This window comes from Proteus hauseri (genome assembly GCF_040139125.1).
Taxonomy (GTDB): Bacteria; Pseudomonadota; Gammaproteobacteria; order Enterobacterales; family Enterobacteriaceae; genus Proteus; species Proteus hauseri_B.
In genome coordinates, this window is record NZ_JBEEUB010000003.1 from 378,776 (window position 1) to 405,767 (window position 26,992).

Genomic DNA, 26,992 nt, shown 5'->3' on the forward strand with positions numbered 1-26,992 from the left:
TTGTTCATATTAAATACGCTTAAAGCGAATAAATAAAAGTATTACACCGTGGTTTGAAAAATAACTTGATCTGCTTTGTCTGTATATTGCTCTAATTGATCAAAATTCAGATAGCGATAAGTATCTTCAGCGGTTTCATCCACTTTATTCATAAAATCAAGGTACTCTTGTGGCTCAGGTAAACGACCTAATAAAGAAGCAACCGCCGCTAATTCAGCCGAAGCCAAATAGACATTAGCACCAGTACCTAAACGGTTAGGGAAGTTACGTGTTGATGTAGAAACCACCGTTGCACCATCAGCAACACGCGCTTGGTTACCCATGCACAATGAACAGCCCGGTACTTCAATACGTGCACCACTCTTACCAAAGACGCTGTAATAGCCCTCTTCTGTTAATTGAGCAGCATCCATTTTTGTAGGTGGCGCAACCCATAAACGTGTAGGTAATTGACCTTTATGTTGGTCAAGCAGTTTACCCGCCGCACGGAAGTGACCAATATTGGTCATACAAGAACCGATGAATACTTCATCAATTTTACTGTTTGCGACATCAGATAATAAACGAGCATCATCAGGATCGTTTGGCGCACATAAAATTGGTTCTTTGATTTCATTTAAATCAATTTCGATCACCGCAGCATATTCAGCATCTGCATCTGCTTCTAATAGCTGTGGATCATTTAGCCAATTTTCCATTGAAGTAATACGACGCTCAATAGTACGACGGTCACCATAACCTTCTGCAATCATCCATTTCAGCAATGTAATATTTGATTGCAGATATTCAATAATTGGCGCTTTATCTAATTTGATAGTACAACCAGCCGCAGAACGTTCTGCTGAAGCATCCGCTAATTCAAATGCTTGCTCAACTTTTAGTTCTGGCAGACCTTCAATTTCTAAAATACGACCTGAGAAAATATTTTTCTTACCTTTTTTCTCAACCGTCAGTAAGCCTTCTTGAATCGCATAATAAGGAATAGCATGAACCAAATCACGTAAAGTGACACCCGGCTGCATTTCACCTTTAAAGCGTACCAGAACAGATTCTGGCATATCTAATGGCATTACCCCAGTTGCAGCAGCAAAAGCCACTAAACCTGAACCTGCTGGGAATGAGATGCCAATAGGGAAACGTGTATGCGAGTCACCACCAGTACCAACGGTATCTGGTAATAACATACGGTTTAACCATGAGTGGATAATACCGTCACCCGGACGCAGTGAAACACCACCACGGTTCATAATAAAATCAGGTAATGTGTGATGTGTTGTCACATCTACAGGTTTTGGATAAGCGGCGGTATGACAAAAAGATTGCATCACTAAATCAGCAGAGAAACCAAGGCAAGCAAGGTCTTTTAGCTCATCACGAGTCATAGGACCCGTAGTATCTTGTGATCCCACTGAGGTCATTTTTGGCTCGCAATATTCGCCAGGGCGAATACCAGTACGTCCACATGCACGACCTACCATTTTTTGAGCTAAAGAAAAACCACGCTTACTTTCTGCAACTGGCTTAGCATGACGGAACAGTGTACTTACTGGTAAACCTAATGCTTCACGTGCTTTAGAGGTTAAACCACGACCAATAATCAGTGGAATACGACCACCCGCACGAACTTCATCGACCAGCACATCAGTTTTCAGTTCAAAGGTTTCCAGTAATTCATTCGTTTCATGATCACGGATTTCACCTTTGTATGGGTAAATATCAATTACATCACCCATATTTAATTTAGAAACATCAACTTCGATAGGTAATGCACCTGCATCTTCCATAGTATTAAAGAAAATAGGGGCAATTTTACCGCCAAGCACAACACCACCACCGCGTTTATTTGGAACGAAAGGAATATCATCGCCCATAAACCACAGCACTGAGTTAGTTGCTGACTTACGAGAAGAACCGGTACCAACAACATCACCAACATAAGCGAGTGGGAAGCCTTTTTTATTTAGCGCTTCGATCTGTTTGATTGGTCCTACATTACCTGGTTGATCAGGTTCAATACCTTCTCGCGCATTTTTTAGCATCGCTAATGCGTGTAATGGAATATCAGGACGAGACCACGCATCAGGTGCTGGTGATAAGTCATCGGTGTTGGTTTCACCCGTGACTTTAAATACGGTAACCGTGATTTTTTCTGCTAACGCTGGGCGCTCTGTAAACCACTGCGCATCAGCCCAAGATTGCATAATTTGTTTAGCGTAGGTATTACCCGCTTTCGCTTTCTCTTCGACATCATAGAAGTTATCGAACATTAATAAAGTATGAGAAAGCGCTTTGGCGGCGATAGGCGCAAGTTTGTTATCATCCAGAGATTCAATTAACGCATGAATATTGTAGCCGCCTTGCATTGTACCTAATAATTCAACGGCTTTTTCTGGAGAGATCAATGGTGATGAGGTTTCGCCTTTAGCCAGTGCGGTTAAAAAACCAGCTTTAACATAAGCGGCTTCATCAACACCAGGGGGAACGCGGTTAACAATAAGGTCTAGAAGGAACGCTTCTTCACCTTTAGGGGGATTTTTTAATAGCTCAACAAGTGCTGCTGTTTGTGTGGCATCGAGAGGTTTTGGAACGACACCTTCAGCTGCACGCTCTGCTACGTGCTTACGGTATTCTTCTAGCACGACTTTCTCCTCGCTTCTTTGTCATTTATATACCCGGCTGTCTGCACCCTAACTATTGGATGCCAGGTCAGAGGATCTTTTGCTCGCATAAAACTTAAGAGGTTGTGAAATTATGCTTAGCTAAGGACCATCAGCATAGCAAATCTTCAACACGATGTTAATTCGTTCACATAAAAGTAACATTAATAAGATTCAAATATCTACTTATTCAGATTAAATCACTTAAACAAAATCTATAACAGGCACTTTTAACCAATATTTTAGCTAATAACCACACTTTTAATAGTTTCTTTGATTCAATTTTTCACCATTAAGTACAATATATCGGCAAAACAAGCAGCGAAAGGAATAATAACAGCGGAGAAAATAACTAACCATGATAAAAGGTGAGAAAAAAACGTAAAAAAAGAGCCAAGTTCTAGCAAGAACTTAGCCCTTATCATTTAAACTACTTTAGTAAACTGTTTTCAGCAAAACTATTTTCAGTAAAGCTGTTTTCAGTAAAGCTGTTTTCAGTAAACAAGTCGCTTATTTTTTCTTTTTCGCTTTTGGATTTGGCAGGTCAGTGATGCTACCTTCAAATACTTCCGCTGCCATACCAATTGATTCGTACAGCGTTGGGTGAGCGTGGATAGTTAATGCGATATCTTCAGCATCACAACCCATTTCGATAGCCAGACCGATTTCACCTAACAGTTCACCACCGTTAGAACCGACAATAGCACCACCGATAACTCGGTTAGTTTCTTTGTCAAAAATCAGTTTAGTCATACCATCAGCGCAATCTGAAGCGATAGCACGACCAGATGCCGCCCAAGGGAAAGAAGCCACTTCATAGCTTACGCCTTTCTCTTTCGCTTCTTTTTCTGTCATACCAACCCATGCAACTTCTGGTTCAGTATAAGCGATAGATGGAATAACTTTCGGATCGAAGTAATGTTTTTTGCCAGAGATAACTTCTGCAGCAACGTGACCTTCGTGAACACCTTTGTGAGCCAGCATTGGTTGACCAACGATGTCACCGATAGCAAAGATGTGAGGTACATTTGTACGCATTTGTTTATCAACATGGATAAAGCCGCGATCATCAACTTCAATACCAGCTTGACCTGCATCTAACAATTTACCGTTAGGTACACGACCGATAGCAACTAAAACGGCATCATAACGTTGTGGCTCTGCTGGGGCTTTTTTGCCTTCCATCGTTACATAAATACCATCTTCTTTTGCTTCAACCGCAGTCACTTTGGTTTCTAGCATCAGGTTAAATTTCTTGCTGATACGTTTGGTAAATACTTTAACCACGTCTTTATCGGCAGCAGGAATGACCTGATCAAACATTTCAACCACGTCAATCTGAGAACCGAGGGCGTGATAAACAGTCCCCATTTCCAGACCGATGATACCACCACCCATTACCAGTAAACGCTCTGGTACATTTTTCAGTTCCAGTGCATCTGTTGAATCCCAAACACGTGGATCTTCATGTGGAATAAATGGCAGTTCAATTGGACGTGAACCTGCTGCAACAATCGCATTTTCAAATGTAATTGTTGTTGTGCCTTCAGCACCTGCAACAGAGAGAGTATGAGAACCTGTAAATTTAGCTTCGCCGTTAACGACTGTAACTTTACGGCCTTTAGCCATGCCAGCCAAACCGCCAGTTAACTGAGAAATAACTTTGTCTTTCCAGATGCGAATTTTGTCGATATCTGTTTTAGGGGCATCAAAAACAACACCGTGTTCAGATAATGCTTTCGCTTCTTCGATAACTTTAGCAACGTGGAGTAACGCTTTAGAAGGGATACAACCCACGTTCAGACAAACACCACCCAGCGTAGAGTGACGTTCTACTAAAACTGTATCTAAACCTAAGTCAGCGCAACGGAACGCCGCGGAATAACCCGCAGGACCTGCACCAAGAACCACTACCTGTGCTTTAATTTCAGTACTCATCGTGACCTCATTATTTATTTGTCCGGCGAGTCAGACGATAATCCATATTTAACACCGAGACTTACATACCGCATGCAGTTTACAGAAATGTTAATAAACTGAAAAGCGCTCTAACATGATTGATCTCACAACCTAGGATGTATGGTTGTAAAATCTATCACGACAATCAGAGAAACCGGCGCTAAGCACCGGTTTTAATGATTACATTACCAAACGACGTAAATCGCTCATGTACTGATTAATCAGAGTGATAAATCTAGCACCGTCAGCACCATCAATCACACGGTGATCGAAAGATAAAGACATTGGTAAAATCAAGCGTGGTACGAATTCTTTACCGTTCCATACTGGTTTCATAGAAGAACGAGACAGCCCCATTATCGCAACTTCTGGTGCGTTAACGATAGGTGCAAAACCGGTAGTACCAATACCACCAAGGCTAGAAATTGTGAAACATCCGCCTTGCATATCAGCAGCGGTCAGTTTACCTGCACGTGCTTTCTTAGAGATTTCAGCCAGCTCATAAGAAAGTTCAATAATGCCTTTTTTGTTAACATCTTTGAAAACAGGAACAACTAAACCGTTAGGTGTATCTACAGCAATACCAATATTGATGTATTTTTTCAGGATCAGTTTCTGTCCATCTTCAGAGATAGAGCTATTAAAGCGTGGCATATCAGCCAGTGCTTTTGCAGCTGCTTTCATCACAAAGACTAACGGAGTGATCTTAACATCCAGTTTTTTCTTCTCTGCTTCTTTATTTTGCTGCTTACGGAATTCTTCAACCTCAGTGATATCTGCTTCATCGAACAGATTAACGTGAGGGATCATTACCCAGTTACGGCTTAAGTTAGCACCAGAGATTTTCTGGATACGGCTTAATTCAACTTCTTCAATTTCACCAAATTTGCTGAAGTCAATTTTCGGCCAAGGCAACATGCCTGGTAATCCACCACCTGCATTCGCTGGTGCAGATTCAGCACGTTTAATTAACTCTTTCACGTAAGACTGAACGTCTTCACGTAGAATACGACCTTTACGACCAGTACCTTTTACTTTTGCAAGGTTAACACCGAATTCACGCGCTAAACGGCGAATGACTGGTGTTGCATGAACGTAAGCATCGTTTTCAACAAACTCTTCTTTCGCTGCTGGTGCTGCTGCTTTTGCAGGTGCTGGAGCAGAAGCGGCTGGCGCGGCTACTGGTGCAGGAGCTGCTTGAGCAACAGGTGCTGCACCTGCAACTTCAAAGATCATGATCAGTGAGCCAGTTTTCACTTTATCGCCCACTGCAATTTTGATCTCTTTAACCACACCTGCAAATGGTGCAGGCACTTCCATAGAAGCCTTGTCACCTTCTACAGTAATCAGTGATTGTTCTTCAGTAATGGTATCACCTACTTTTACCATCACTTCCGTAACTTCAACTTCATCACCACCGATATCAGGTACATTAACTTCTTTCACCGCAGAAGCTGCTGGTGCAGATGCCGCAGGAGCAGGCGCTGCTGCTTGAGCAACAGGTGCTGCACCTGCTACTTCAAATACCATGATAAGTGAACCGGTGTTAACTTTATCACCTGTTGCGATTTTAATTTCTTTCACTACACCAGCAAAAGGTGCAGGGACTTCCATAGATGCTTTATCGCCTTCTACAGTAATCAGTGATTGTTCTTCAGCAACGCTATCGCCCACTTTCACCATCACTTCGGTAACTTCAACTTCATCACCACCGATGTCTGGTACATGAACTTCTTTTAGTGCGGCTGCTGCCGCTGGAGCTGCTACTGGTGCAGCTGCGGCTTGAGCTGGTGCAGCTTGCGCCGCACCTTCTGCTTCAAAAACCATAATAAGAGAACCCGTCTGGACTTTATCGCCCACGGCTATTTTGATCTCTTTAACAACACCCGCTTGTGGTGATGGGACTTCCATAGACGCTTTATCGCCTTCTACGGTGATTAAGGATTGTTCTTCCTCAATACGGTCGCCCACTTTCACCATCACTTCGGTGACTTCAACTTCATCTGCACCGATATCAGGGACTTTAATTTCAATAGACATTAACTTTACCTCTTACGCCAGACGTGGGTTTACTTTTTCAGGGTTGATGTTGTATTTATTGATTGCTTCTTCAACAACCTTCACATCAATCTCACCACGTTTAGCTAATTCACCTAATGCAGCAACAATCACATAAGAAGTATCAACTTCGAAGTGGTGACGCAGGTTTTCACGGCTATCAGAACGACCGAAACCGTCGGTACCTAATACGCGATAATCATCAGCTGGAACATAAGTACGAACTTGTTCTGCAAACAGTTTCATATAGTCTGTAGAAGCAACAGCTGGTGCATCATTCATAATTTGAGCGATGTATGGTACACGCGGTGCTTCAGATGGATGCAGCATGTTCCAACGTTCACAATCTTGACCATCACGAGCCAATTCAGTGAATGAAGTTACGCTATAAACATCAGAACCAATACCGTATTCAGCAGACAGGATTTCTGCTGCTTCACGTACATGACGCAGAATAGAACCTGAACCCAGTAACTGAACTTTACCTTTAGCGCCTTCGTGTGATTTCAGTTTGTAGATACCTTTACGGATACCTTCTTCAACACCTGCTGGCATTGCTGGCATATGGTAGTTTTCGTTTAGTGTTGTGATGTAGTAATAAACGTTCTCTTGTTTATCGCCATACATACGCTCTAAACCGTCTTGCATGATAACAGCGACTTCATAAGCGAATGCTGGATCATAAGAGATACAGTTAGGAATAGTCAGTGATTGAATATGGCTATGACCATCTTCGTGCTGTAGACCTTCACCGTTCAATGTTGTACGACCTGAAGTACCACCAACTAAGAAACCACGCGCTTGTTGGTCGCCTGCAGCCCAACATAAGTCACCAATACGTTGGAAACCAAACATTGAGTAGTAGATATAGAATGGGATCATTGGCAGATTGTTAGTGCTGTAAGATGTTGCAGCAGCTAACCAAGATGCGCCAGCACCCAGTTCATTGATACCTTCTTGCAGAATTTGACCTTTAACGTCTTCTTTATAGTAAGCAACTTGCTCACGGTCTTGAGGCGTATATTGTTGGCCATTCGGGCTGTAGATACCGATTTGACGGAACAGACCTTCCATACCAAATGTACGCGCTTCATCCGCGATAATTGGTACTAAACGATCTTTAATTGATTTGTTTTTCAACATCACGTTCAGTGCACGAACGAATGCGATAGTGGTAGAGATCTCTTTAGATTGCTCTTCCAGTAACTGGCTGAAATCTTCCAGTGTAGGAATATCCAGTTTTTCTTCAAAACGTGGACGACGAGCTGGCAGATAACCACCTAAATCCTGACGACGAGCATGCAGGTATTTGTGTTCTTCTGAGTCTTTATCAAAAGTGATGTAAGGCAACTCTTTAATTTGCTCATCAGCAACAGGAATGCTGAAACGATCACGGAAATGGTGAACGCCATCCATGTTCATTTTTTTCACTTGGTGAGCAATGTTTTTACCTTCGGCAGTTTCACCCATACCATAACCTTTGATGGTTTGAGCTAAAATAACAGTTGGTTTGCCTTGAGTCTCTTTTGCTTTTTGGAATGCAGCAAATACTTTCTTCGGATCGTGACCACCACGATTTAATGCCCAAATCTCATCATCAGTCATATCTTTAACTAATGCAGCAGTTTCTGGGTAACGATTGAAGAAGTGTTCACGAACGTAAGCACCGTCACGTGATTTAAATGTTTGGTAGTCGCCATCCAGTGTTTCGTTCATTAACTGAACGAGTTTGCCAGAAGTGTCTTTACGCAGCAGTTCGTCCCAACGGTCGCCCCACATCACTTTAATCACATTCCAGCCAGCACCAGCAAAGATACCTTCGAGTTCATTAACGATTTTACCGTTACCTGTAACTGGGCCATCAAGACGCTGTAAGTTACAGTTAACAACGAAGCACAGGTTATCTAATTTTTCGCGAACAGCGATGGTGATAGCACCTTTAGATTCTGGTTCGTCCATTTCACCATCACCTAAGAACGCATACACAGTTTGTGCCGTTGTGTTCTTCAAGCCACGATGATTCAAATATTTCAGGAATTTAGCCTGATAAATTGCAGATAGCGGTCCCAGACCCATAGAAACAGTCGGGAACTGCCAAAATTCTGGCATCAATTTAGGGTGTGGATAAGAAGATAAACCTTTGCCACCAATTTCTTGACGGAAATTATTTAACTGATCTTCAGTTAAACGACCTTCTAAGAATGCACGTGCATAGATACCAGGGGAGATGTGACCTTGGAAGTAAACCAGATCGCCACCGTCAGTGTCATTTTGAGCACGGAAGAAGTGGTTAAAGCAGACTTCATATAAAGTAGCAGAAGACTGGAATGATGCCATGTGTCCGCCGAGCTCTAAATCTTTCTTAGATGCACGCAGAACCATCATCACCGCATTCCAGCGAATAGCAGAACGAATACGACGCTCTAACTCCAGATTGCCAGGGTAAGCGGGTTCATCTTCAACAGGAATAGTATTGATATAATCGCTGTGAGCAGAGCCACCTAAAGCAATATTAAGTCCACCATTACGGGCTTGTTTTAATACCTGATCAATCAGGAACTGCGCACGCTCAACACCTTCTTCACGGATGACCGAATCAATCGCTTGTAACCAGTCGCGAGTTTCAATCGGATCCACGTCATTTTTCAGCATATCTGACATGGTGTATTCCTTATCTGTTATCTGTTTCTAATGGTTTTATGGGAGCCTATCTTCCCGTTATACCTATTGGATATGACGGGAAGATAGGCCCTGCTGTTATTACCGCTACCCCTGAAAAATCGCAGGGAGATAGGTAGTACAGACTCAGCGGTCAGGATCTGTCCTACTAAAATAAATCAGGGTGTTGTTGGAGCCGGCGCAAAGAGCGCTCACGACGAGTGTGTTCACGACTCATATCCAACAAAACATCCTCAATAAAGGCCAGATGGCGATGTGATGCTTCACGTGCAGCTTCTGGTTCTCTATTCATAATAGCCTGATAAATCTGTGTACGATGCTCACTTACAGCAACTAACATCTCTTTACGGGTATAAAGAAATTCAAAATTCTGGCGGATATTCTGCTCAAGCATCGGCACCATACAACGTAATAAGTGCAATAAAACGACGTTATGAGCAGCTTCTGTAACAATTAATTGGTATTGCAACACGGCTTCAGATTCAGCGGCTAAATCGCCTTTTTCATGGGCTTTTATAATCAAATCATGACTTGCTTTAATACGAGCAAGATCTTCATCAGTACCACGTAACGCTGCGTAATAAGCAGCAATGCCTTCAAGGCCATGACGGGTTTCTAATAGATCGAATTGAGATTCGGGATGTCCGCTGAGTAACTGGGCAAGAGGATCACTAAAACTTTGCCAAAGGTTAAGTTGAACAAAAGTACCGCCGCCTTGACGACGCAGTAAAAAACCTTTTGCTTCTAACTTTTGGATTGCTTCACGCAAAGATGGGCGAGATACATCAAACTGTTTTGCCAGCTCACGCTCGGGCAGGAGTTTTTCTCCTGGGCGCAGGGTGCCTTCTAAAATGAGATGCTCAAGACGTTGCTCTATCACATCAGAAAGCTTAGGTTGGCGGATTTTAGTATAAGCCATATTGCTAGAAGCCATTATTGGATAACTATTACCTTAGTTATTGAGTTGTCAATTGGTAATACCAATTTACTGTAATGGATAATAAAGTAACAAAGTATTCACTAACTGTCCATACAGTTGTTGAGCGAAATCATAAAAACCTGCAAATTTTAACAAATTATTTTAAAAATTCATCAAAATTGATAACTAGATCGCATAATATGGAAACGATGAAATTAATGTTTTTTAACCTTTTTTAAACACATATTAAGTCAAGCTGAAGCGTAACAGCCTTTATATTTAGAATATAAATTCAAATTATATGATTATACATTCAAAATAAAGCCATTATTTTCTTAATAATGACCGATAATAAGCCCAATCAAAGTGAGGTCCCGGATCTGTCTTTCTATTCGGAGCAACATCACTATGTCCTGTAATATTCTCCTTTATCTCAGGATAAAGTGAGATAAGTGCACAGGTAAGTTTGGCAAGTTGCTGATACTGCGATGAGGTAAAAGCACAACTATCTGTTCCTTCAAGCTCTATGCCGATAGAAAAGTCATTACATTTTTCTCTTCCTTTATAGAGAGAAACACCAGCATGCCACGCTCTATCCGTAAAAGGGACATATTGCACAATCTCCCCATCTCGACGAATAAGGCAATGGGCTGAAACTCTTAATCCACTGATCTCACTAAAAAAAGGGTGATCGTTTTCAGACAATGTATTGGTAAACAACTGATCAATATAAGGTCCACCAAACTCACCTGGAGGTAAACTAATATTATGAACAATAAGCAAAGAGGGGATCACGCCATCAGGTCGTTTATCATGATTTGGAGATGGAACCTGTTTTGCATCCACTAACCAACCTTGTTTAATTTCCATATTACCCTCTTAATTGATGCTTACTTAAAATAAGTATTACTGATTTTTCTAATCAGTATTCGTCCATAAATGCGGATCTTATCCCAATAATAACGATTAATTCTGTATCACACTTTTTTCTTTTCGATATTTTACGCAAAGCAATACTTATCTATTCGTCAATAAAGCGCTTTTTTTTCATACTTCTGTGACTTATCTATCAAGGAGAAACAGAATATGAATACACTAAATTATCACTCATCAGAACACGGCTTTACCTTAATGGAACTCATGATTGTTATCGCAATTATTTCCATTTTAAGCTCTATCGCTATTCCTGCCTATCAAGGATACATACAAAAAGCAGCATTAACTGATGTATTGCAAACGCTCTCCCCTTATCGTTCCGCCGTTGAATTGTGTCAGTATGAAATGGGGCAATACAACACTTGCCAATCAGACTCTGCGTTTATACCGAAACAATTTCGTAGCCGTTATATTGAAGACATTACCGTGGTTAATGGTGTGATTAGTGCCATAGGTAGCGCTCAACTTAAAGGGCTCTCTATTGTTATGACACCGGAGCAAAATAGTACTGACTACTTACCTGAATGGAAAATAACCTGCACCTCAAGTAATGAAACATTACAAAATCAGTGTGCCGGAGTGCTTAAATCCCATTAATGCCACCTTTATTGCCTATTTTGTGATACAGGAATAAGCCCCTTTTCATTATTCCTGTATTTAAAGTATCGACATCACGCGAATTGAGGTCATTAATGAATACAGCACATAACGCAACAGAATTTATTGAACAAATACTACAAAAAAGTATTTTACAACGTGTTTCAGACTTACATTTTGAACCCCAAAAGTACGAATTTAGAATACGAGCCAGAATAGATAACCATTTATATTTGTTCCCATCGCCATCAGACAGCTTCGCTAAAGAGATAATTACCCGCTTAAAAATACTTGCTGATTTAAATATTGCAGAAAAGCGATTACCACAAGATGGACAATTTAATTGGTCTTATGATGAAAAGTCTTATTCAATTCGTATTGCAACACTCCCGACACTTTATGGAGAAAAAGCAGTTTTACGATTAATAAACAACTTACAACAACCCGAACTTACTCAGTTAGGTTTTCAGCCCGTTCATTTAACGTTACTTAAAAAATATCTAACGGCACCCCAAGGGATGATTTTAGTAACTGGACCAACAGGAAGTGGAAAAACCCTCACACTATATAGCTGTCTACAATATTTAAATAAAGACAATCACAATATAAGTAGTGTAGAAGATCCGATTGAATTACCCCTTGATGGCATTAATCAAACTCAGATTAGCGAAAAAGCAGGGATTACTTTTACAACAATATTACGTGCACTATTACGCCAAGATCCTGACGTTATCATGGTGGGAGAAATTAGAGATCAACATACCGCTGAAATTGCGATTAAAGCGGCTCAAACGGGGCATCTAGTATTATCAACGCTTCATACTAATTCAACTCGAGCCACTTTGATGAGGCTGCATAACTTAGGAATTGCTGAAGATCTAATTTACAGCTGCGTTAATCTCATTATTTCACAACGACTCGTGCGTTGTTTATGCCAACATTGCAAAATACGACGCCCTGATAAACAAGTCGTAAGCCTAAAAGATAACATCATTAACTTACCCCATTGGCACGCTAAAGGCTGTCAGCACTGTTTTTCTGGCTATATAGGAAGAACCGCTATTTACGATTGTCTTGAATTAGCAAAACAACAAAAACCTTCATCGTTTGCACTACTCAATTCAGGTATTGAACTAATAAAGCAAGGAATAACTTCATTAGAAGAAGTTTATCAGGTTGTGGGAGATATTGAATGAAACTCCAGTATATCTATCAATATGACGCATTTACTTATCAAGGAGAATACTGTTCAGGAAAACTCATTGCTTCATCTAAGAGTGAGGCATTTATTAAAATTACTCAGTGGCAAAAAACCCCTTTAAAAATTCGGTTATATAGAGCTATTTTATTAAAAGAAAGTGATAGCCAATACCGTATTCAACTGCTAGAACAGCTCTCTCTATTAATACATTCTGGTTTGGCACTATTACCCGCATTAACATTACTTAAAAATGAGTGCCGTTATCTGCATTGGCAATGTGTATTAGAGGAGATTACTTATAATATTGCTCAAGGAGGGGCATTTTCAAAACAACTAACCCTTTATCCACTCTACTTTCCACCATCATTAACCTATTTTATTTATATTGCTGAAGAGAGTGGAAAGTTAGATGAAATTATAAAATCACAAGCATCTCAATTAAAAAGTAAAAAAGAGTCTATTGATAAAATAAAAAAAGCCTTTAAATACCCTACCTTCTTATTCTCTGTATTGATTATTACGACTTCGATCATGCTGCTTTATGTACTTCCTGAATATCAATCACTCTATAATGCTTTTAATACGGACTTACCCATACTCACATCTACACTTATTTCCGTATCTCAATGGGTTATTGACTACAGTTTTATTATTTTTAGCTTATTTATTACGCTAATAATAAGTTATCATTGTGCCAGAATTTATTTCCCTTCATTTTTCCTCGCTGAACAGCATTTGCTTATTCGTATTCCCTATATAGGTATTTTATTTCGATATCACCAATTGCAGCTTATATTTCAAACATTGACGATTACACAACAGGCGGGGCTTCCGTTATTAAAAGGACTCAACTTTATTACTGAACAATTAACTCATCCACTTTATCAATGTGCACTCTCAAAAATGATAGAACATATTACTCAAGGAAAATCGCTAAGTTCATTTATGAGAGATGAGCCACTTTTTCCACCGATTTGTCATCAATTCATTGTTTCAGCAGAAAATTCCGGGAAATTACTCTTTTTTTGCCAAAAATTAAGTGAGTGGTTTGCTCGTCAATTTGAAGAGCGTCTAAATAGACTAAATTCTTGGTTAGAGCCTCTGTTAATGGCTGTTATGGCTCTTATTATTGGCACTCTAATTATCGCTATGTATCTTCCTATACTACAATTAGGTGATACTATAAGATAATTACAATTTTTATGAGTATTTCACATAGTTGTAACTTTGTATCTCAACTTATTGATTGTGGATAGTTCTATTACTCAGCGTGAGGTACAATTTCAGGGTAGCAGAAAATTGCACATCACAATAACCGAATAAAACCTAAATATTGCGGGTATTATCTTGTGATAAAAACAAAATTAGGCTTTAGAATAACGCTACTACTAGTAAACTTTCATTAATCAAAAATAGATAATTAGAATGACTTATACGGTTGCTCTTACAGGAGGAATTGGTAGTGGAAAAACCACCATTGCCAATGGATTTGCCTCGCTGGGTGTTCCTCTTGTTGATGCGGATATCATTGCCAGATTAGTGGTAGAACCTTTATCACCCGGATTAACAGCAATACACCAGCATTTTGGAGACGCAATCCTACACCCTGATGGCACATTAAATCGTGCTCTATTACGTAATATTATTTTCAAACACCAAGAGGAAAAAGCATGGTTAAACCAGCTTCTTCATCCTCTTATACAGCAAGAGACACAAAAACAGATCCAACAAATCAAAGCACCCTATTTTATATGGGTGGTTCCGTTACTTATTGAAAATAAACTGACTCACCTAGCCAATCGTGTTTTAGTTGTTGATGTGACTGAAGAAGAGCAGATCACTCGAACTATGCAACGCGATAATGTTAGTAGAGAACATGTAGTTAATATTTTAACGGCACAAGCCAGCAGGCAAGAACGATTAGCCGCTGCTGATGATATTATTGAAAATCATGATAACAATCAGAACATTACTGGTTTGATTAAGCAGCTTCATCAGCACTACTTAGCATTAGCTCACCAAGCGTTACAGGACAACTGCCATGAGTGATGACATCACAACTATCATCTTCGAACATCCCCTTAATGAAAAAATGCGTTCATGGCTTCGAATCGAAAATTCATTAACCCAGATTAATAGCTACCATATTATTGATACGCTACCTTCTGCGATGTCTTTTTTCCGTTCTATCTCAGAATTTATTGAAGTACTTGATCGTGGTGAAATTCGTGCCGAATTATTAAAAGAGCTAGAAAAACGACAAAAAAAATTACACCAGTGGCTTTCATTTCCTAATGTAGATAAAGCTATTGTTAGTCAAATAATTGAAGAACTTGCACAAAACGCATCAATACTAAGTAAAGCCCCTCGTATTGGTCAGCATTTAAAACAAGATAAAATTATTAGTTTAGTCAAACAGCGCCTGAGTATTCCTGGCGGATGCTGTAGTTTTGATGTTCCTGCATTACATTTATGGTTAAGTTTGCCTCAAACAGTAAGAGACGAAAAATTACAAAGCTGGCACCAAGGCTTACAGCCGCTACAAAATGCATTGACGAGTTTACTCACGCTTATTCGTCAGTCTGATACCTTTAAACCTGCACTCAGTCACCGTGGTTTTTACCAAGACAGTGCTGAAGATGCAGAGTTGCTGCGATTAAAAGTATTTATTGACCACCAAATTTATCCTCAGGTTTCTGGTCATAAAAATAGATATGCTATACGCTTTTTACCTCTTGATAGTGAAAATGGCACTGTACCTCTTGAACTACCTTTTGAGATAGCTTGTTGCTAACATTGTATTTATTAATTTCAGTAGCAATATAATGAACAAAAAAATAGCCAATAGAATTCAGGAGAGATAATGAGCGAAGAATTAATAGTAAAATGCCCGACATGCCAAGCAAAAGTGGTTTGGAATGAAAATAGCCCTTATCGCCCTTTTTGTTGTAAGCGTTGTCAATTAATTGATTTAGGTGAATGGGCAGACGAAGAGAAACGAATTCCTAGCCAAGGCGATATCAATGAAAGTGATGACTGGAGTGAAATGCCGTCATCAGAGCAAGAGCCTAAAACATTCTAGTCCACCTAAATAATGTGCGTACTCTTTTGCAAAAAAAAAGCAGCCACGATGTAATCTGTGGCTGTTTTTATATAACAGAAACGAACAATTATTTCTGTAATAAAGCAACGATAGTGCGATTAGCGGGTGGAAAATCATCTGCATTTAGAGACACAATAGGTGTCCAACGCGACAGTTGCCCTTCTTTTCCATAAGGCTCATTATCCCATTCCGTCACCAAGAAAAATGACAAGGTAATATGCCTATCTGGAAAATCATGTTCTACCGTATCAAGAAGAGTGCATTGTGTAACATCGATACCTATTTCTTCTTGTAATTCACGTAATAGAGCTTGTTCCGGTGTCTCGTTATCTTCTAATTTTCCGCCTGGAAATTCCCAAAAACCGCCCATATGAGACTTCAGAGGACGTTGGGTAATAAAGACATTATTGTGATTATCACAAATAACACCCGCAGCAATATGTAGCTTTTTTTTATCAATCATAGACAACCTATTGAATAACAGCGTATTTATAACATTTTCACTTTATTATAACGTATATCCAATAGCGCTACTCTGGTTTTCTTTTCCCTGATTTGACTTATTCATTAACGATAAATTGGCAGTAAATTAAACTGCGCAAGCGATTGGCAAATAATGCCAAAAACACCAAATGCAATAACTGCATAAATCAGTTTTTTACCACCCCATACTTTAAATCCTGAGTTAGGAAATTTCTCTCGTGCTTTCAGTGCCATTACTGCAGGACAGATAATTGCCCAGACACAAGCCGCAGTACCAGCATAAGCAATAGCAATTAAGAAACCATTAGGGAAAAACAGGCATAACAACAGTGGAGGAGTAAAACAGAGCACACCTGATTTTAAACGTCCTGTTTTATTATCCTTAAATTTTAGTGATGCTAAAATATAATCAAATAGACCTATCGCAACACCTAAGAAAGAACAGAAAACAGCACTAATAGAGAACCATAATAAAAAGCCTTCAATATATTTACTATTTAATACCGTATAGAGTGAGTCAATAAAGGCATCTAAGTTACCCCCTTTTTGGATAATGGTAATAAATTGATCTCTGGGTAAATTCCCCATAGTGCCAATCATCCAAAGTAGATAAATAACTAATGCTAATAAACAACCGATCACACAACTCTTAACAACTTTTCTTTCATTCTGATTATATAGTTTATAAAGGCTACAAACATTACCATGATAACCAAACGAGGTAATTGCATAAGGAATGATGATGAAAATAAAAGGATAAAGATATAACTGATTTTTCCCTTCAAACGTTGCACTAAATAATAAATCACCTTTTGCTTTAAAGAATAAACCTGAAAATGCCAATACAAACAATACAATCTTAACAAATAAGAAAATCGAAGTTAGACGACTAGCACAAGCACCGCCCCACCATATTGTTGCACCAAGTGCGATAGTAAATATAAAGAATATCGCTCTTAGATTGAAGTTAATACCATATAACAATGATGCTTCATAAATAATAGAACCTGCCGCAGAGATATACGCATAAATTAATATATACAATACGAATATCAATGAGGCATTGGCAAGATAACAAGCCCACTTTGGTAATAAGTCTTTGGATATATCAAAATAGTTTGTTCCTGCTCCATATTTTGAAATACATTCAAGGATATATATCCCCGAATGGAACATAAAGAAACAAACAATAAACAATATAAATAGTGAGTTAATAAACCAAGCGCCAGACATTATTGTTGGCAGGCTAAACATACCTGCACCTATCATGGCGCCGCCCAGAACAAATCCCCCTACAATAATTGAGGGTTCTTTATTTACTGAAGTATTTCCCATTTTGTATCCCTTAAATAATATTAAGGATAGGGCTCTCGCATTGCACGAGAGCCATTATTTTATTGTGGACGGTGACTTATTTGATAGGTTTTAATCTTGCAGTAAAGTGTCTTAATACAGGTGGTTCATATTCGAACTCAAGACCTTTAAGTGTTGCAAACTTCTCTTTTAACCCAATTAATGCATCCGCGATATAATCCATATGGTCATTGGTATAAACACGACGTGCAATAGTTAAGCGCATAAATTCCATATCAGCATGTTTTTGTTCACCCGTTGCAGGGTCACGACCTAATAGGAATGAACCAATTTCAACAGCACGTACACCGGACTCCAGATAAAGTGCATTAATAACCGCTTGAGCTGGGAATTGATCACCTGGGATATGTGGTACTAATTTTTTACAGTCAACGAAAACCGCATGTCCGCCAGTAGGATATTGAATTGGAATACCCGCTTCACGTAGACGATCCCCTAAATATTGCACCTGACCAATACGATAGTGCAGATACTCTTCTTCTGTACCTTCTTCTAAACCTTGTACCATCGCAGCCATATCACGACCTGCTAAACCGCCATAGGTAACAAAGCCTTCCATAGGAACACAACGTTGTCTTGCTAATGTGAAAATTTCTTCATTATCACGAATAGAGACTAAACCACCAATATTTAACAATGGATCTTTCTTCGCTGACATTGTTAAAGCATCAGCATATTTATACATGTCTAAAATAACTTCTTTAATGGTGGCATTTTTATATTTTGGATCACGCTGTTTAATAAAATACGCATTTTCACAGTAACGAGCCGAGTCCATCACAACAAAAATACCGTGCTGTTTTGCTATTTCATAAACTTCTTTTAAATTACTCATTGCAACAGGCTGACCGCCCGCACTATTACAAGTTACGGTTGATACAATAGCAACAATATTGTCAGCACCATGTTGAGCAATATTTTCTTTTAATTTTTTAATATCGAAATTGCCTTTCCAATCATCATAGGTTTCTGAATCGAAGGCTTTTTCAGTAACAATATTAATCGCTTTACAACCATTTAATTCTACGTGAGCTGCGGTTGTATCAAAATGGAAGTTAGAAATAAATACTGGTTTTTTTGCTTTCCCTTCATTTTGTTTATATTTTAATAATACCGGGAAAAGAATATTTTCAGCACCACGACCTTGGTGAGCTGGAATAATATAATCGTAGTTGAAAAGTTCTTTTGCTTTATCTTTTAAATCATAATAGTTTCTCGAACCCGCATACGCTTCATCACCTGTAATCATCGCAGCCCATTGATGATCACTCATTGCGTTAGTTCCAGAGTCAGTCAGTAAATCAATATATACTGCACTGCTTGGTAATAAAAATGGGTTATATCCTGCTTCTTTTAATGCTGCTTCACGCTCTTCTCTTGAAGGAACACGGATTTTTTCTACCATTTTAATACGGAACGGTTCTACGATTCTTTTAGCCATGATAATACCTTTAATATAAATTAAATAATAAATAAAGCATAAATAAAATAGTCTTCCCATTTAAATAAACGGAAAAAGATTATTAAATTAAGTTAGATGTATATAAAAAAGGGATTATTTGTTAGGAAAGAAAAAGGCGAGTTCAGAGTCAATATTAAACCATTTCTTCAATCTGAAGAAACCTCTTAATATTATCAATACATTAAATGATGAGAACATACTTTAACCCTTCTAGTCAGGAAATAGTACAATTTACCTAATAATATATATAACAGTTGAGTCAATATAGTAATATAACAATAGTATAATTTGGATAAAAATCACACTATTTATCGTTTATTATAAATTAACGTGATCATTATCACTTTATCTAAATAACAACAAACTAAATTTTAGTGTTTAAATTTTTTTTGATAAAATAGAGTAGGATTACATGTATATAAATTACCTATTTACATTCTATTAAATAGACAAGTTGCTTTGAATTTTTAAATTAATAAATAAAAAGATTTTTAAGATAATTTATTGTTCACTAAATTATAAATCTAATAATATTATTTTTATCAGTATATTTTTATTCATTTTTAATAAATAAAAATTCATAATTTATTATTTGTTTATCTAACATAGATAAACACATCTATAACAAATGAAAAGTATTTATCGTTTTAATTAAAGTTGGACCTATCTCGAAAAAAATAAACCATCTGTTATGAAACTCGCCAAACTGTTATAAAAATATAAAAATCAATGCTAACTTATCCCTAACGAGAAAGTCACCATTAGCATTATAACCTTACAAATCAATAGAATGTGAATTAAATCATAATATTTAGCATTAATAGTCAATATTATCAGCACAGTGCATTTTACTTATGTCAATATTAAAACCTAAAACAAGAAATAATTTACCTTTATTTCTTTGATTTTTAATTTCTTTCCATCTTAAGAGTAACGGGTATTTATTATTTTAATTTTAAAGATAATATAAAAACATCAATTAATTATTTTTATATTTAAGCAATATTATTTAATCTAAATTAATACCTTTATAATGAGGTAAAATGAGAAATAAAGTTATTTTATTAACACTCTTAAGTGGATTTTCAACCAGTGGATTAACGGCAAATGATATTGGTTATATGGGTTCAATGGGTGAATCGCGACGAGCATTGCAAGATAGTCAACGTGAAATTAATCAACTCATTGAGCAAAACCGTTATCAACAACTTCAAGAGAATGCACTTGAAACCTCATCAACGCCCATACTTATAACAGAGTCAGATAATTGTCTGCCTATAAATGGTGTTTATATTCAAGGTATTACCTTATTAAATGAAAAAGATCTCGATTTATTATCTCCGTTGCCAAAACAGTGCATTAAAAGTGTTCATATTAATCGTTTAGTTAAAGAGCTCACGCAGTATTACCTTCAACGTGGCTATATCACAGCTAGGGTGCAATTTTTACGCCCTAATGAAAACCAAGAGCTGGGTTTATATGTTATTGAAGGATTTGTTGAACGTATTGAAGGTGATGATAGAGGTGTAAATACCACACTTTTATTTCCTCATATTGAAGGTAAACCGCTTACCCTTTCGATGTTAGATCAAGGGCTTGACCAAGCTAATCGCCTGCAATCCAATAAAGTAAAGCTGGATATTTTACCGGGTACACAACTGGGTGGTTCCGTCATTCAATTGTCAAATCAGCGCCAAGCGCCATGGCATTTAAATATATCAACAGACAACTATGGTCAGAAAAATTCTGGTCGCTGGTTAGTTCGCACTAATGCGAGTTTAGATAGCCCACTAGGGTTGTCTGATTTTGTTAGCTTAAATGCCAATATCACAACAGATAATCCCAATACCCGTTTTAACCGCTCTTATACACTGCTCTATTCATTACCTTATGGCGCATTTACCTTTAGCACCTTTGGCAGTTATTCAGAATATGAGTTCCACCAGCAACTACAGACACGAACGGTGCGCTTGCATGGTGATACCACACAAATAGGGATAAGAGGCGATTACGTTCTATACCGTAACCAAAAACAGATAGATGCCTTTAATATGCTGGTTACTCATAAGCGTATTCGTAACTATTTCAGCCAGATACGCCTAGATCTTAGTAGTCCCGCCTTAACAACCGTTGAAATGGGCGTCAACCATTTACACATTATCCCAAATGGCGTTGCCAGTATTAATTTTAGTGTGGAAAAAGCAGTCAGTTGGTTTGGTGCCGATGACACACCAAACCAAGCTAATGGAAACGGCAATGATTACCGCTTTACAAAAGTAAAGCTATTTGCCAATTGGCAGCAACGTTTCTCATTATTAGATTCTACATTCTTATTCAATAGTGTGTTTATTGGTCAATATAGTCCAGATACGCTACCGGGTGTTGAATGGCTGAGTTTAACCGACAAAAGCGCCATTCGAGGCTTTGATCAAAGTACGCTTTCGGGCGATAACGGCGGCTATTTACGCAACTCACTTTCTTATCCTTATCGCATTAACACCTTCGCAATGACACCTCGGATTGGCTTAGATGCTGGTCGTGTTCAACAGCATGGCAATTTTGAAGGGTGGCGAAGTGGTTATGGTGTCAGTTCAGGTATTAATTTCCAATATCATCAAGCGCAATTCGATGTAGAGGTCGCTAAAGGCCATCTGCTCTATACCCAACCTAATTCCAATAAAACCAAAGACCCTACTCAAGTGCTAGTTAGATTTTCATATTTATTTTGATTCACACTTATAGCAATAAATGGAGATAACTCAATGAAATCAAAAAACTTCAAGCTCTCTCCTTCGGGTAGGCTTGCTGCATCTTTAGCGATTATTTTTGTATCGCTAAATGCATATGCTGGCAGTATTGTTCCAGACTCGGGTACTCAAGGACCAAATGTTTCTTCGGTCAATGGTGGCACTCAAGTCATTAATATTGTCACACCTAATAACGAAGGTATTTCTCATAACCAATACCAAGATTTTAATGTTGGTAAACCGGGTGCTGTTTTTAACAATGCGTTAGAAGCAGGTCAATCTCAGCTTGCGGGTCAATTAAATGCAAATAGCAATTTAAATGGTCAAGCCGCATCGTTGATACTTAATGAAGTCGTTAGCCGTAATCCGTCGTTTTTATTAGGGCAGCAAGAAGTCTTTGGTATCGCTGCCGAATATGTTCTTTCTAACCCTAATGGTATCAGCTGTGATGGTTGTGGATTTATTAATACCAGCCGTTCTTCTTTAGTGGTTGGTAATCCACTGTTTGAAAATGGGCATCTTTCTGGCTATAGCACACTCAACAATACCAATTTGCTTTCTATTGGTAAAAATGGCTTAAATGCACCAGGTTTGCTAGACCTTATTGCCCCTCGTATTGATAGCAGAGGAAAAATAACGGCGGCTGAGATTTCTGCTTTAACAGGGCAAAATACGTTTTCTCAACGTTTTGATATTCTCTCATCACAAAAACCTGTCTCAGCCTTAGACAGCTATTTCTTTGGTAGTATGCAATCAGGACGTATTCGGATTATCAATACCGCAGAAGGAAGTGGTGTTAAATTAACCGGGAAATTTGTCGCTGATAACGAGCTTAATGTTAAAGCTGATAATATAACCACGGATAGCCAAGTACGTTATAGTAACCACGATAAAGATGGCAGTGATAACTATCAAAATTACCGCGGTGGAGTTGCTATAAATGATAGCGGTTCGAGTCAGACATTAACTAAAACCGAGTTAAAAGGTAAAAATATCACGCTGGTTGCTAATAATAATAACCAAATTAAAGCATCTGATTTAATGGGTAATGATATTTTACTGCAAGGTGCTAATTTAACGGTTGATGGTAAACAGCTTCAGCAAAAAGAGACCAATACCGACAACCGTTGGTTCTACTCTTGGCAGTATGATGTCACCCATGAGAAAGAGTTAGTACAGCAAGTCGGTAGTCAAATTGATGCTAAAAATAATGTCACACTTACGGCAACAAAAGGCGATGTCACGCTAGAAGGTGCTAAAGTCAATGCTGGTAATACATTAGCCATTAATGCTAATAAAGACATTAATATTAATGGATTAGTTGAGCAAGAAAACCGCAGTGAAAATGGCTATAAACGTAACCACACTTCTCGTTTAGAAACCGGAAGTTGGAGTAATAGTCATCAAACTGAATCGTTAAAATCCAGCGAATTATCAGCAGGAAAAAACCTTGGGCTAAATGCGGAAGGCTCGATTACTGCACAAGGTACTAAACTGCACTCCGATGAGAATATCGTTGTTAATGCTAAAGACAGCATTCATCTCAATGTTCAAAATACCAATAACGATAAAACAGTCACTGATAATCACGTTGTTTGGGGTGGTATTGGTGGAGGAAACAACAAAAACAATAACAACAAACAGGAAGTGAGCCATTCGACTCAACTTACTGCAGATGGTCAGTTAGTACTTGCAGCAGATAATAGTGTCAAAATTACTGGTAGCCAAGTTAAAGGCCATCAAGGTGCTTTTGTCAAAACAGCACAAGGTGATGTGGTTATTGATAATGCAATCAGCGAAACCATCACTAAAACTGATGAACGCACAGGCACAGCATTTAATATCACTAAAAATTCTCATAAAAATGAAACTAATCAGCAACTCTCAACCGGTAGCGAGCTAGTTTCTGATGCCGAATTAACCGTATTAAGTGGTAAAGATGTTAATGTTATTGGCAGCTTAATTAAAAGTGCTGATGAACTAGGCATTCAATCTTTAGGCGATATCAATGTTAAGTCTGCTCAACAAGTGGCTAAAACTCATGATGAAAAAACATCATTAGAGGTTACAGGGCACGCTAAAGAAGTTGAAGACAAGCAATATAGTGCTGGTTTCCATATCACTCACACATCAAATAAAAATGATGCGAAAGAAACTGAACAAGTTGGTTCAACGATTAGTGGTGGTAGCGTAAATGTTCAGGCCGATAAAGATGTCACTTTTACAGGCTCAAATCTGACAACAACAGCAGGTAATGCCACGGTTTCAGGTGATAATGTAGCTTTTGTTTCTGCTGAGAATAAAAAACAAACTGATACTACTGATACCACAATTTCTGGTGGTTTCAGCTATACCGGTGGTGTTGATAAAGTAGGCAGCAAAGCTGATTTCCAATACGACAAACAACATAATGAAACTGAAATCGTTAAAAACAAAGGCAGCGAAACACATGTTGCTGGCGATTTAACAATTACGGCAAATAATGACATTACTCACCAAGGTGCAACGCATCAAGTTGATGGCGCATACAATGAATCTGGCGAAAATGTAAATCACCTTGCTGTTAATGATAAAGCGACATCAAAAACTGACACTTTAAATATTGGTGTCGATGTTGGTGTTAACCTTGATTATAGCGGTGTCACAAAGCCAATTAAAAAAGCAGTAGAAGAAGGTGTTGAAACAGTAAAACCGGGCAACAGTACTAATCTTGATAAAAAAATCACCGCTAAAGATGCCATTATGAATTTGGCTAACTTAGGTAATTTAGAAGCGCCTAATGTTGGTGTCGAAGTCGGTATTAAAGGTGGTGGCAGTGAAAAATCACAAAGCGACAGCCAAGCGGTTTCCACTTCAATTACTGCAGGTAAAATTAATACCGATAGTAATAATGCACTGCATGATCAAGGAACTCAGTACCAATCTACACAAGGTGATATTACCCTCACTGCAAACTCTCATACTAATGAAGCTGTCAATAATCAGCACCAAGAGCGCGCCCATGAAACCACGGGTGGTGGTCAAGTTGGTGTTAGTACCAAGACAGGTAATGACATTACAGTAGGTATTAAAGGTGAAGGTAAAACTGACAATAGCAGTTTAAGCATTACCAAAGCAGAAGGTAGCCAACTTAACTCTGCTGGTGGTATTAATATTAATGTGCGTGAAGATGCGCATTATGAAGGGACTCACTTTAATGCTGAAGGTGGAAAAACCGTTATCAATGCAGGTGGCGATTTAACGTTAGCGCAAGCAACTAATCAACACACTGAAAAGCAAAACAGTGTAAATGGCAGTGCTAACCTAAAAGTAGGCACAACACCAGATAGTAAAGATTATGGTGGCGGTTTTAAAGCTGGTGGTGCAAACCATCAAAAAGATCAATCAACTGCACAAGTAGGTTCAGTGAATGGCTCGCAAGGCGTTGAGTTAAATTCAGGTCATAACCTGACATTACAAGGCACTTCAGTCACTAGTGAACAAGATGTTTCGTTAACGGCAAGCAATAAAGTTGATTTCCAAGCAGCAGAGTCTCAACGTACTGAAACGGGTAGTAACTTATCCGGTGGCTTGCAAATTGGCGGCGGCAAAAAAACGAGCGATACCGCGTCTTCAATTAACGGTTTAGGTGGTGCTGAATTTGCTATTGGTAAACAAGATGAGAAAAATGTTTCTCGTGAAGGTGGCGCTATTAATAACCAAGGAGATTTAACCATTACGGGTAGTTCGGTTGATCTTCAAGGCACACATATTGAGAGTAAAAACACCTCACTCACTTCTCAATCAGGTGACACCACCATTACCTCAGCACAATCTAGTGATTACAAAAATAATTGGGGAACCGATATCTCCTTAAACGGAAAACAGACTAATAATACACCAAAAGAGATCACGGAAGAGAAACCCGCAACGGCTATCCATGATTTTGGTGGAAAAGTCGCTGTAAATGTTGAAGATCAACAAAAATCTTCACACCAAAATGCCACATTAGAAACAGGCACATTAACCATTAATAGTGATAAAAACCTCACGCTTTCTGGTGCCAATGTTTCTGCTGATAATGTGACTGGCAATGTGGCAGGTGATTTAAATATTACTAGCCAAAAAGAGAGTGACCGCCATGTTAATGTTGATGTGAATGTCGGTTATAACCACACTAATGATCCTAAATCTAGCCCAGTAGATAAAACCGCTAAAGCGGGTGGTTCGTTATTAGAAAATACCCTTAAAGAGACTATCGATTCTGGTATTAAATCGGCTACAGATGCTATCTCTAATAAATACGGCTCTGTATCAAAAACCATCGCAGATAAAGCAGGTATCAGTGAAGATACTAAAGCTAAGTTTGATAAAGGCGTTAACTACGTTGGTAATGGCATTAAAAATATCGTAACAGGTGCCGAAGGGCATACTGCTAATGTAGATATTAACGTATCGCATATTGATAATGATTCAGTCACCAAAACAACCACATTGAACAGCCAAAATGATATTTCACTCAATGTTGGTGGTAATACCACACTCACAGGTGCTGAAATTAATAGTCGCCAAGGTGAGGTTGATTTAGGTGGTAGTAATGTTCAGCTGAAGAATATTGAAGGTCATCAATATGAAGCAGGTGCAGATCTTGATCTGAAATCTTCAGCTGTTGATTTAGTGAAACAACTTGCTGGTGGTGACTTATCATTAAAATCACCAGTTAAAGTTAATGAAACTGTGAATACAAAATCGTCTATTTCTGAAAAGTAATAGACACCCCATAAAAGAGTAATGCCTATTCTTTTGTAAGCCAAACCCACTTATTGTCATGATAAGTG

The 26,992-nt window shown here is 38.5% G+C and carries 18 protein-coding genes; 8 read left to right on the top strand and 10 right to left on the bottom strand.

All coding sequences use genetic code 11. The features are described 5' to 3' along the window. Positions 1-41: 41 nt before the first annotated feature. The 6 genes from acnB to ampD all read right to left on the bottom strand — a co-directional run bounded on the left by acnB (position 42) and on the right by ampD (position 11,142). The gene (acnB, locus tag ABN099_RS07660; protein ID WP_349463045.1) at positions 42-2,639 is read right to left on the bottom strand and encodes a bifunctional aconitate hydratase 2/2-methylisocitrate dehydratase; all 2,598 of its coding nucleotides are present in this window, start codon (positions 2,637-2,639) and stop codon (positions 42-44) included. Between the two features lie 528 nt (positions 2,640-3,167). Continuing rightward, positions 3,168-4,595: a dihydrolipoyl dehydrogenase gene (gene lpdA / locus ABN099_RS07665; RefSeq protein WP_349463046.1), complete on the bottom strand. Its 1,428-nt coding sequence runs from the start codon at positions 4,593-4,595 to the stop codon at positions 3,168-3,170. Between the two features lie 201 nt (positions 4,596-4,796). After that, a complete protein-coding gene (aceF, locus tag ABN099_RS07670; RefSeq protein ID WP_349463047.1) occupies positions 4,797-6,656 on the bottom strand; it encodes a pyruvate dehydrogenase complex dihydrolipoyllysine-residue acetyltransferase in 1,860 nt (619 codons plus the stop codon). A 12-nt stretch (positions 6,657-6,668) separates the two neighbouring features. Continuing rightward, a complete protein-coding gene (gene aceE, locus ABN099_RS07675) occupies positions 6,669-9,335 on the bottom strand; it encodes a pyruvate dehydrogenase (acetyl-transferring), homodimeric type (RefSeq protein WP_349463048.1) in 2,667 nt (888 codons plus the stop codon). Between the two features lie 166 nt (positions 9,336-9,501). After that, on the bottom strand, positions 9,502-10,272 hold the full coding sequence (gene pdhR, locus ABN099_RS07680; protein ID WP_349463130.1) for a pyruvate dehydrogenase complex transcriptional repressor PdhR: 771 nt from the start codon (positions 10,270-10,272) through the stop codon (positions 9,502-9,504). Positions 10,273-10,599: 327 nt separating this feature from the next. After that, complete coding sequence (ampD, locus tag ABN099_RS07685) at positions 10,600-11,142, bottom strand: 1,6-anhydro-N-acetylmuramyl-L-alanine amidase AmpD (RefSeq protein ID WP_349463049.1); 543 nt, start codon at positions 11,140-11,142, stop codon at positions 10,600-10,602. Between the two features lie 216 nt (positions 11,143-11,358). Here ampD and ppdD point away from each other — a divergent pair, with 216 nt between their 5' ends. The 6 genes from ppdD to yacG all read left to right on the top strand — a co-directional run bounded on the left by ppdD (position 11,359) and on the right by yacG (position 16,088). Next, entirely contained in the window at positions 11,359-11,805 is a 447-nt protein-coding gene (gene ppdD / locus ABN099_RS07690) for a prepilin peptidase-dependent pilin (protein WP_349463050.1), read from the top strand. 95 nt (positions 11,806-11,900) lie between these two features. Further along, entirely contained in the window at positions 11,901-13,001 is a 1,101-nt protein-coding gene (locus ABN099_RS07695; protein WP_349463051.1) for an ATPase, T2SS/T4P/T4SS family, read from the top strand. Further along, positions 12,998-14,197, top strand: coding sequence for a type II secretion system F family protein (locus ABN099_RS07700; protein ID WP_349463052.1), 1,200 nt, complete (start codon positions 12,998-13,000; stop codon positions 14,195-14,197). The genes ABN099_RS07695 and ABN099_RS07700 overlap by 4 nt, the downstream gene beginning before the upstream one ends. 234 nt (positions 14,198-14,431) lie before the next feature. Further along, the gene (gene coaE / locus ABN099_RS07705) at positions 14,432-15,055 is read left to right on the top strand and encodes a dephospho-CoA kinase (RefSeq protein ID WP_349463053.1); all 624 of its coding nucleotides are present in this window, start codon (positions 14,432-14,434) and stop codon (positions 15,053-15,055) included. Continuing rightward, positions 15,048-15,800, top strand: coding sequence for a cell division protein ZapD (zapD, locus tag ABN099_RS07710; protein ID WP_349463054.1), 753 nt, complete (start codon positions 15,048-15,050; stop codon positions 15,798-15,800). Before coaE ends, zapD begins: the two co-directional genes overlap by 8 nt. Before the next feature lie 69 nt (positions 15,801-15,869). Further along, positions 15,870-16,088, top strand: a complete 219-nt coding sequence (yacG, locus tag ABN099_RS07715) for a DNA gyrase inhibitor YacG (protein ID WP_349463055.1) — start codon at positions 15,870-15,872, stop codon at positions 16,086-16,088. 88 nt (positions 16,089-16,176) lie between these two features. On the opposite strand, the gene mutT is transcribed toward yacG, so the two are convergent. The 4 genes from mutT to tnaC form a co-directional block, all read right to left on the bottom strand. Beyond that, entirely contained in the window at positions 16,177-16,572 is a 396-nt protein-coding gene (mutT, locus tag ABN099_RS07720; RefSeq protein ID WP_349463056.1) for an 8-oxo-dGTP diphosphatase MutT, read from the bottom strand. Positions 16,573-16,676: 104 nt separating this feature from the next. Further along, positions 16,677-17,927: an aromatic amino acid transporter gene (locus ABN099_RS07725; RefSeq protein ID WP_349463057.1), complete on the bottom strand. Its 1,251-nt coding sequence runs from the start codon at positions 17,925-17,927 to the stop codon at positions 16,677-16,679. A 76-nt stretch (positions 17,928-18,003) separates the two neighbouring features. Continuing rightward, positions 18,004-19,407, bottom strand: a complete 1,404-nt coding sequence (locus ABN099_RS07730; protein WP_349463058.1) for a tryptophanase — start codon at positions 19,405-19,407, stop codon at positions 18,004-18,006. A gap of 114 nt (positions 19,408-19,521) precedes the next feature. Next, on the bottom strand, positions 19,522-19,626 hold the full coding sequence (gene tnaC, locus ABN099_RS19050) for a tryptophanase leader peptide (protein ID WP_432807490.1): 105 nt from the start codon (positions 19,624-19,626) through the stop codon (positions 19,522-19,524). 845 nt (positions 19,627-20,471) lie between these two features. On the opposite strand from tnaC, the gene ABN099_RS07735 reads away from it, so the two are divergent. Together ABN099_RS07735 and hpmA are read left to right on the top strand one after the other, a co-directional pair. Continuing rightward, entirely contained in the window at positions 20,472-22,157 is a 1,686-nt protein-coding gene (locus ABN099_RS07735; RefSeq protein ID WP_349463059.1) for a ShlB/FhaC/HecB family hemolysin secretion/activation protein, read from the top strand. 33 nt (positions 22,158-22,190) lie between these two features. After that, positions 22,191-26,924 carry a calcium-independent hemolysin HpmA gene (gene hpmA, locus ABN099_RS07740; RefSeq protein ID WP_349463060.1) on the top strand — a complete coding sequence of 1,578 codons (4,734 nt, stop codon included), beginning with the start codon at positions 22,191-22,193 and terminating at the stop codon, positions 26,922-26,924. Positions 26,925-26,992 lie beyond the last annotated feature (68 nt).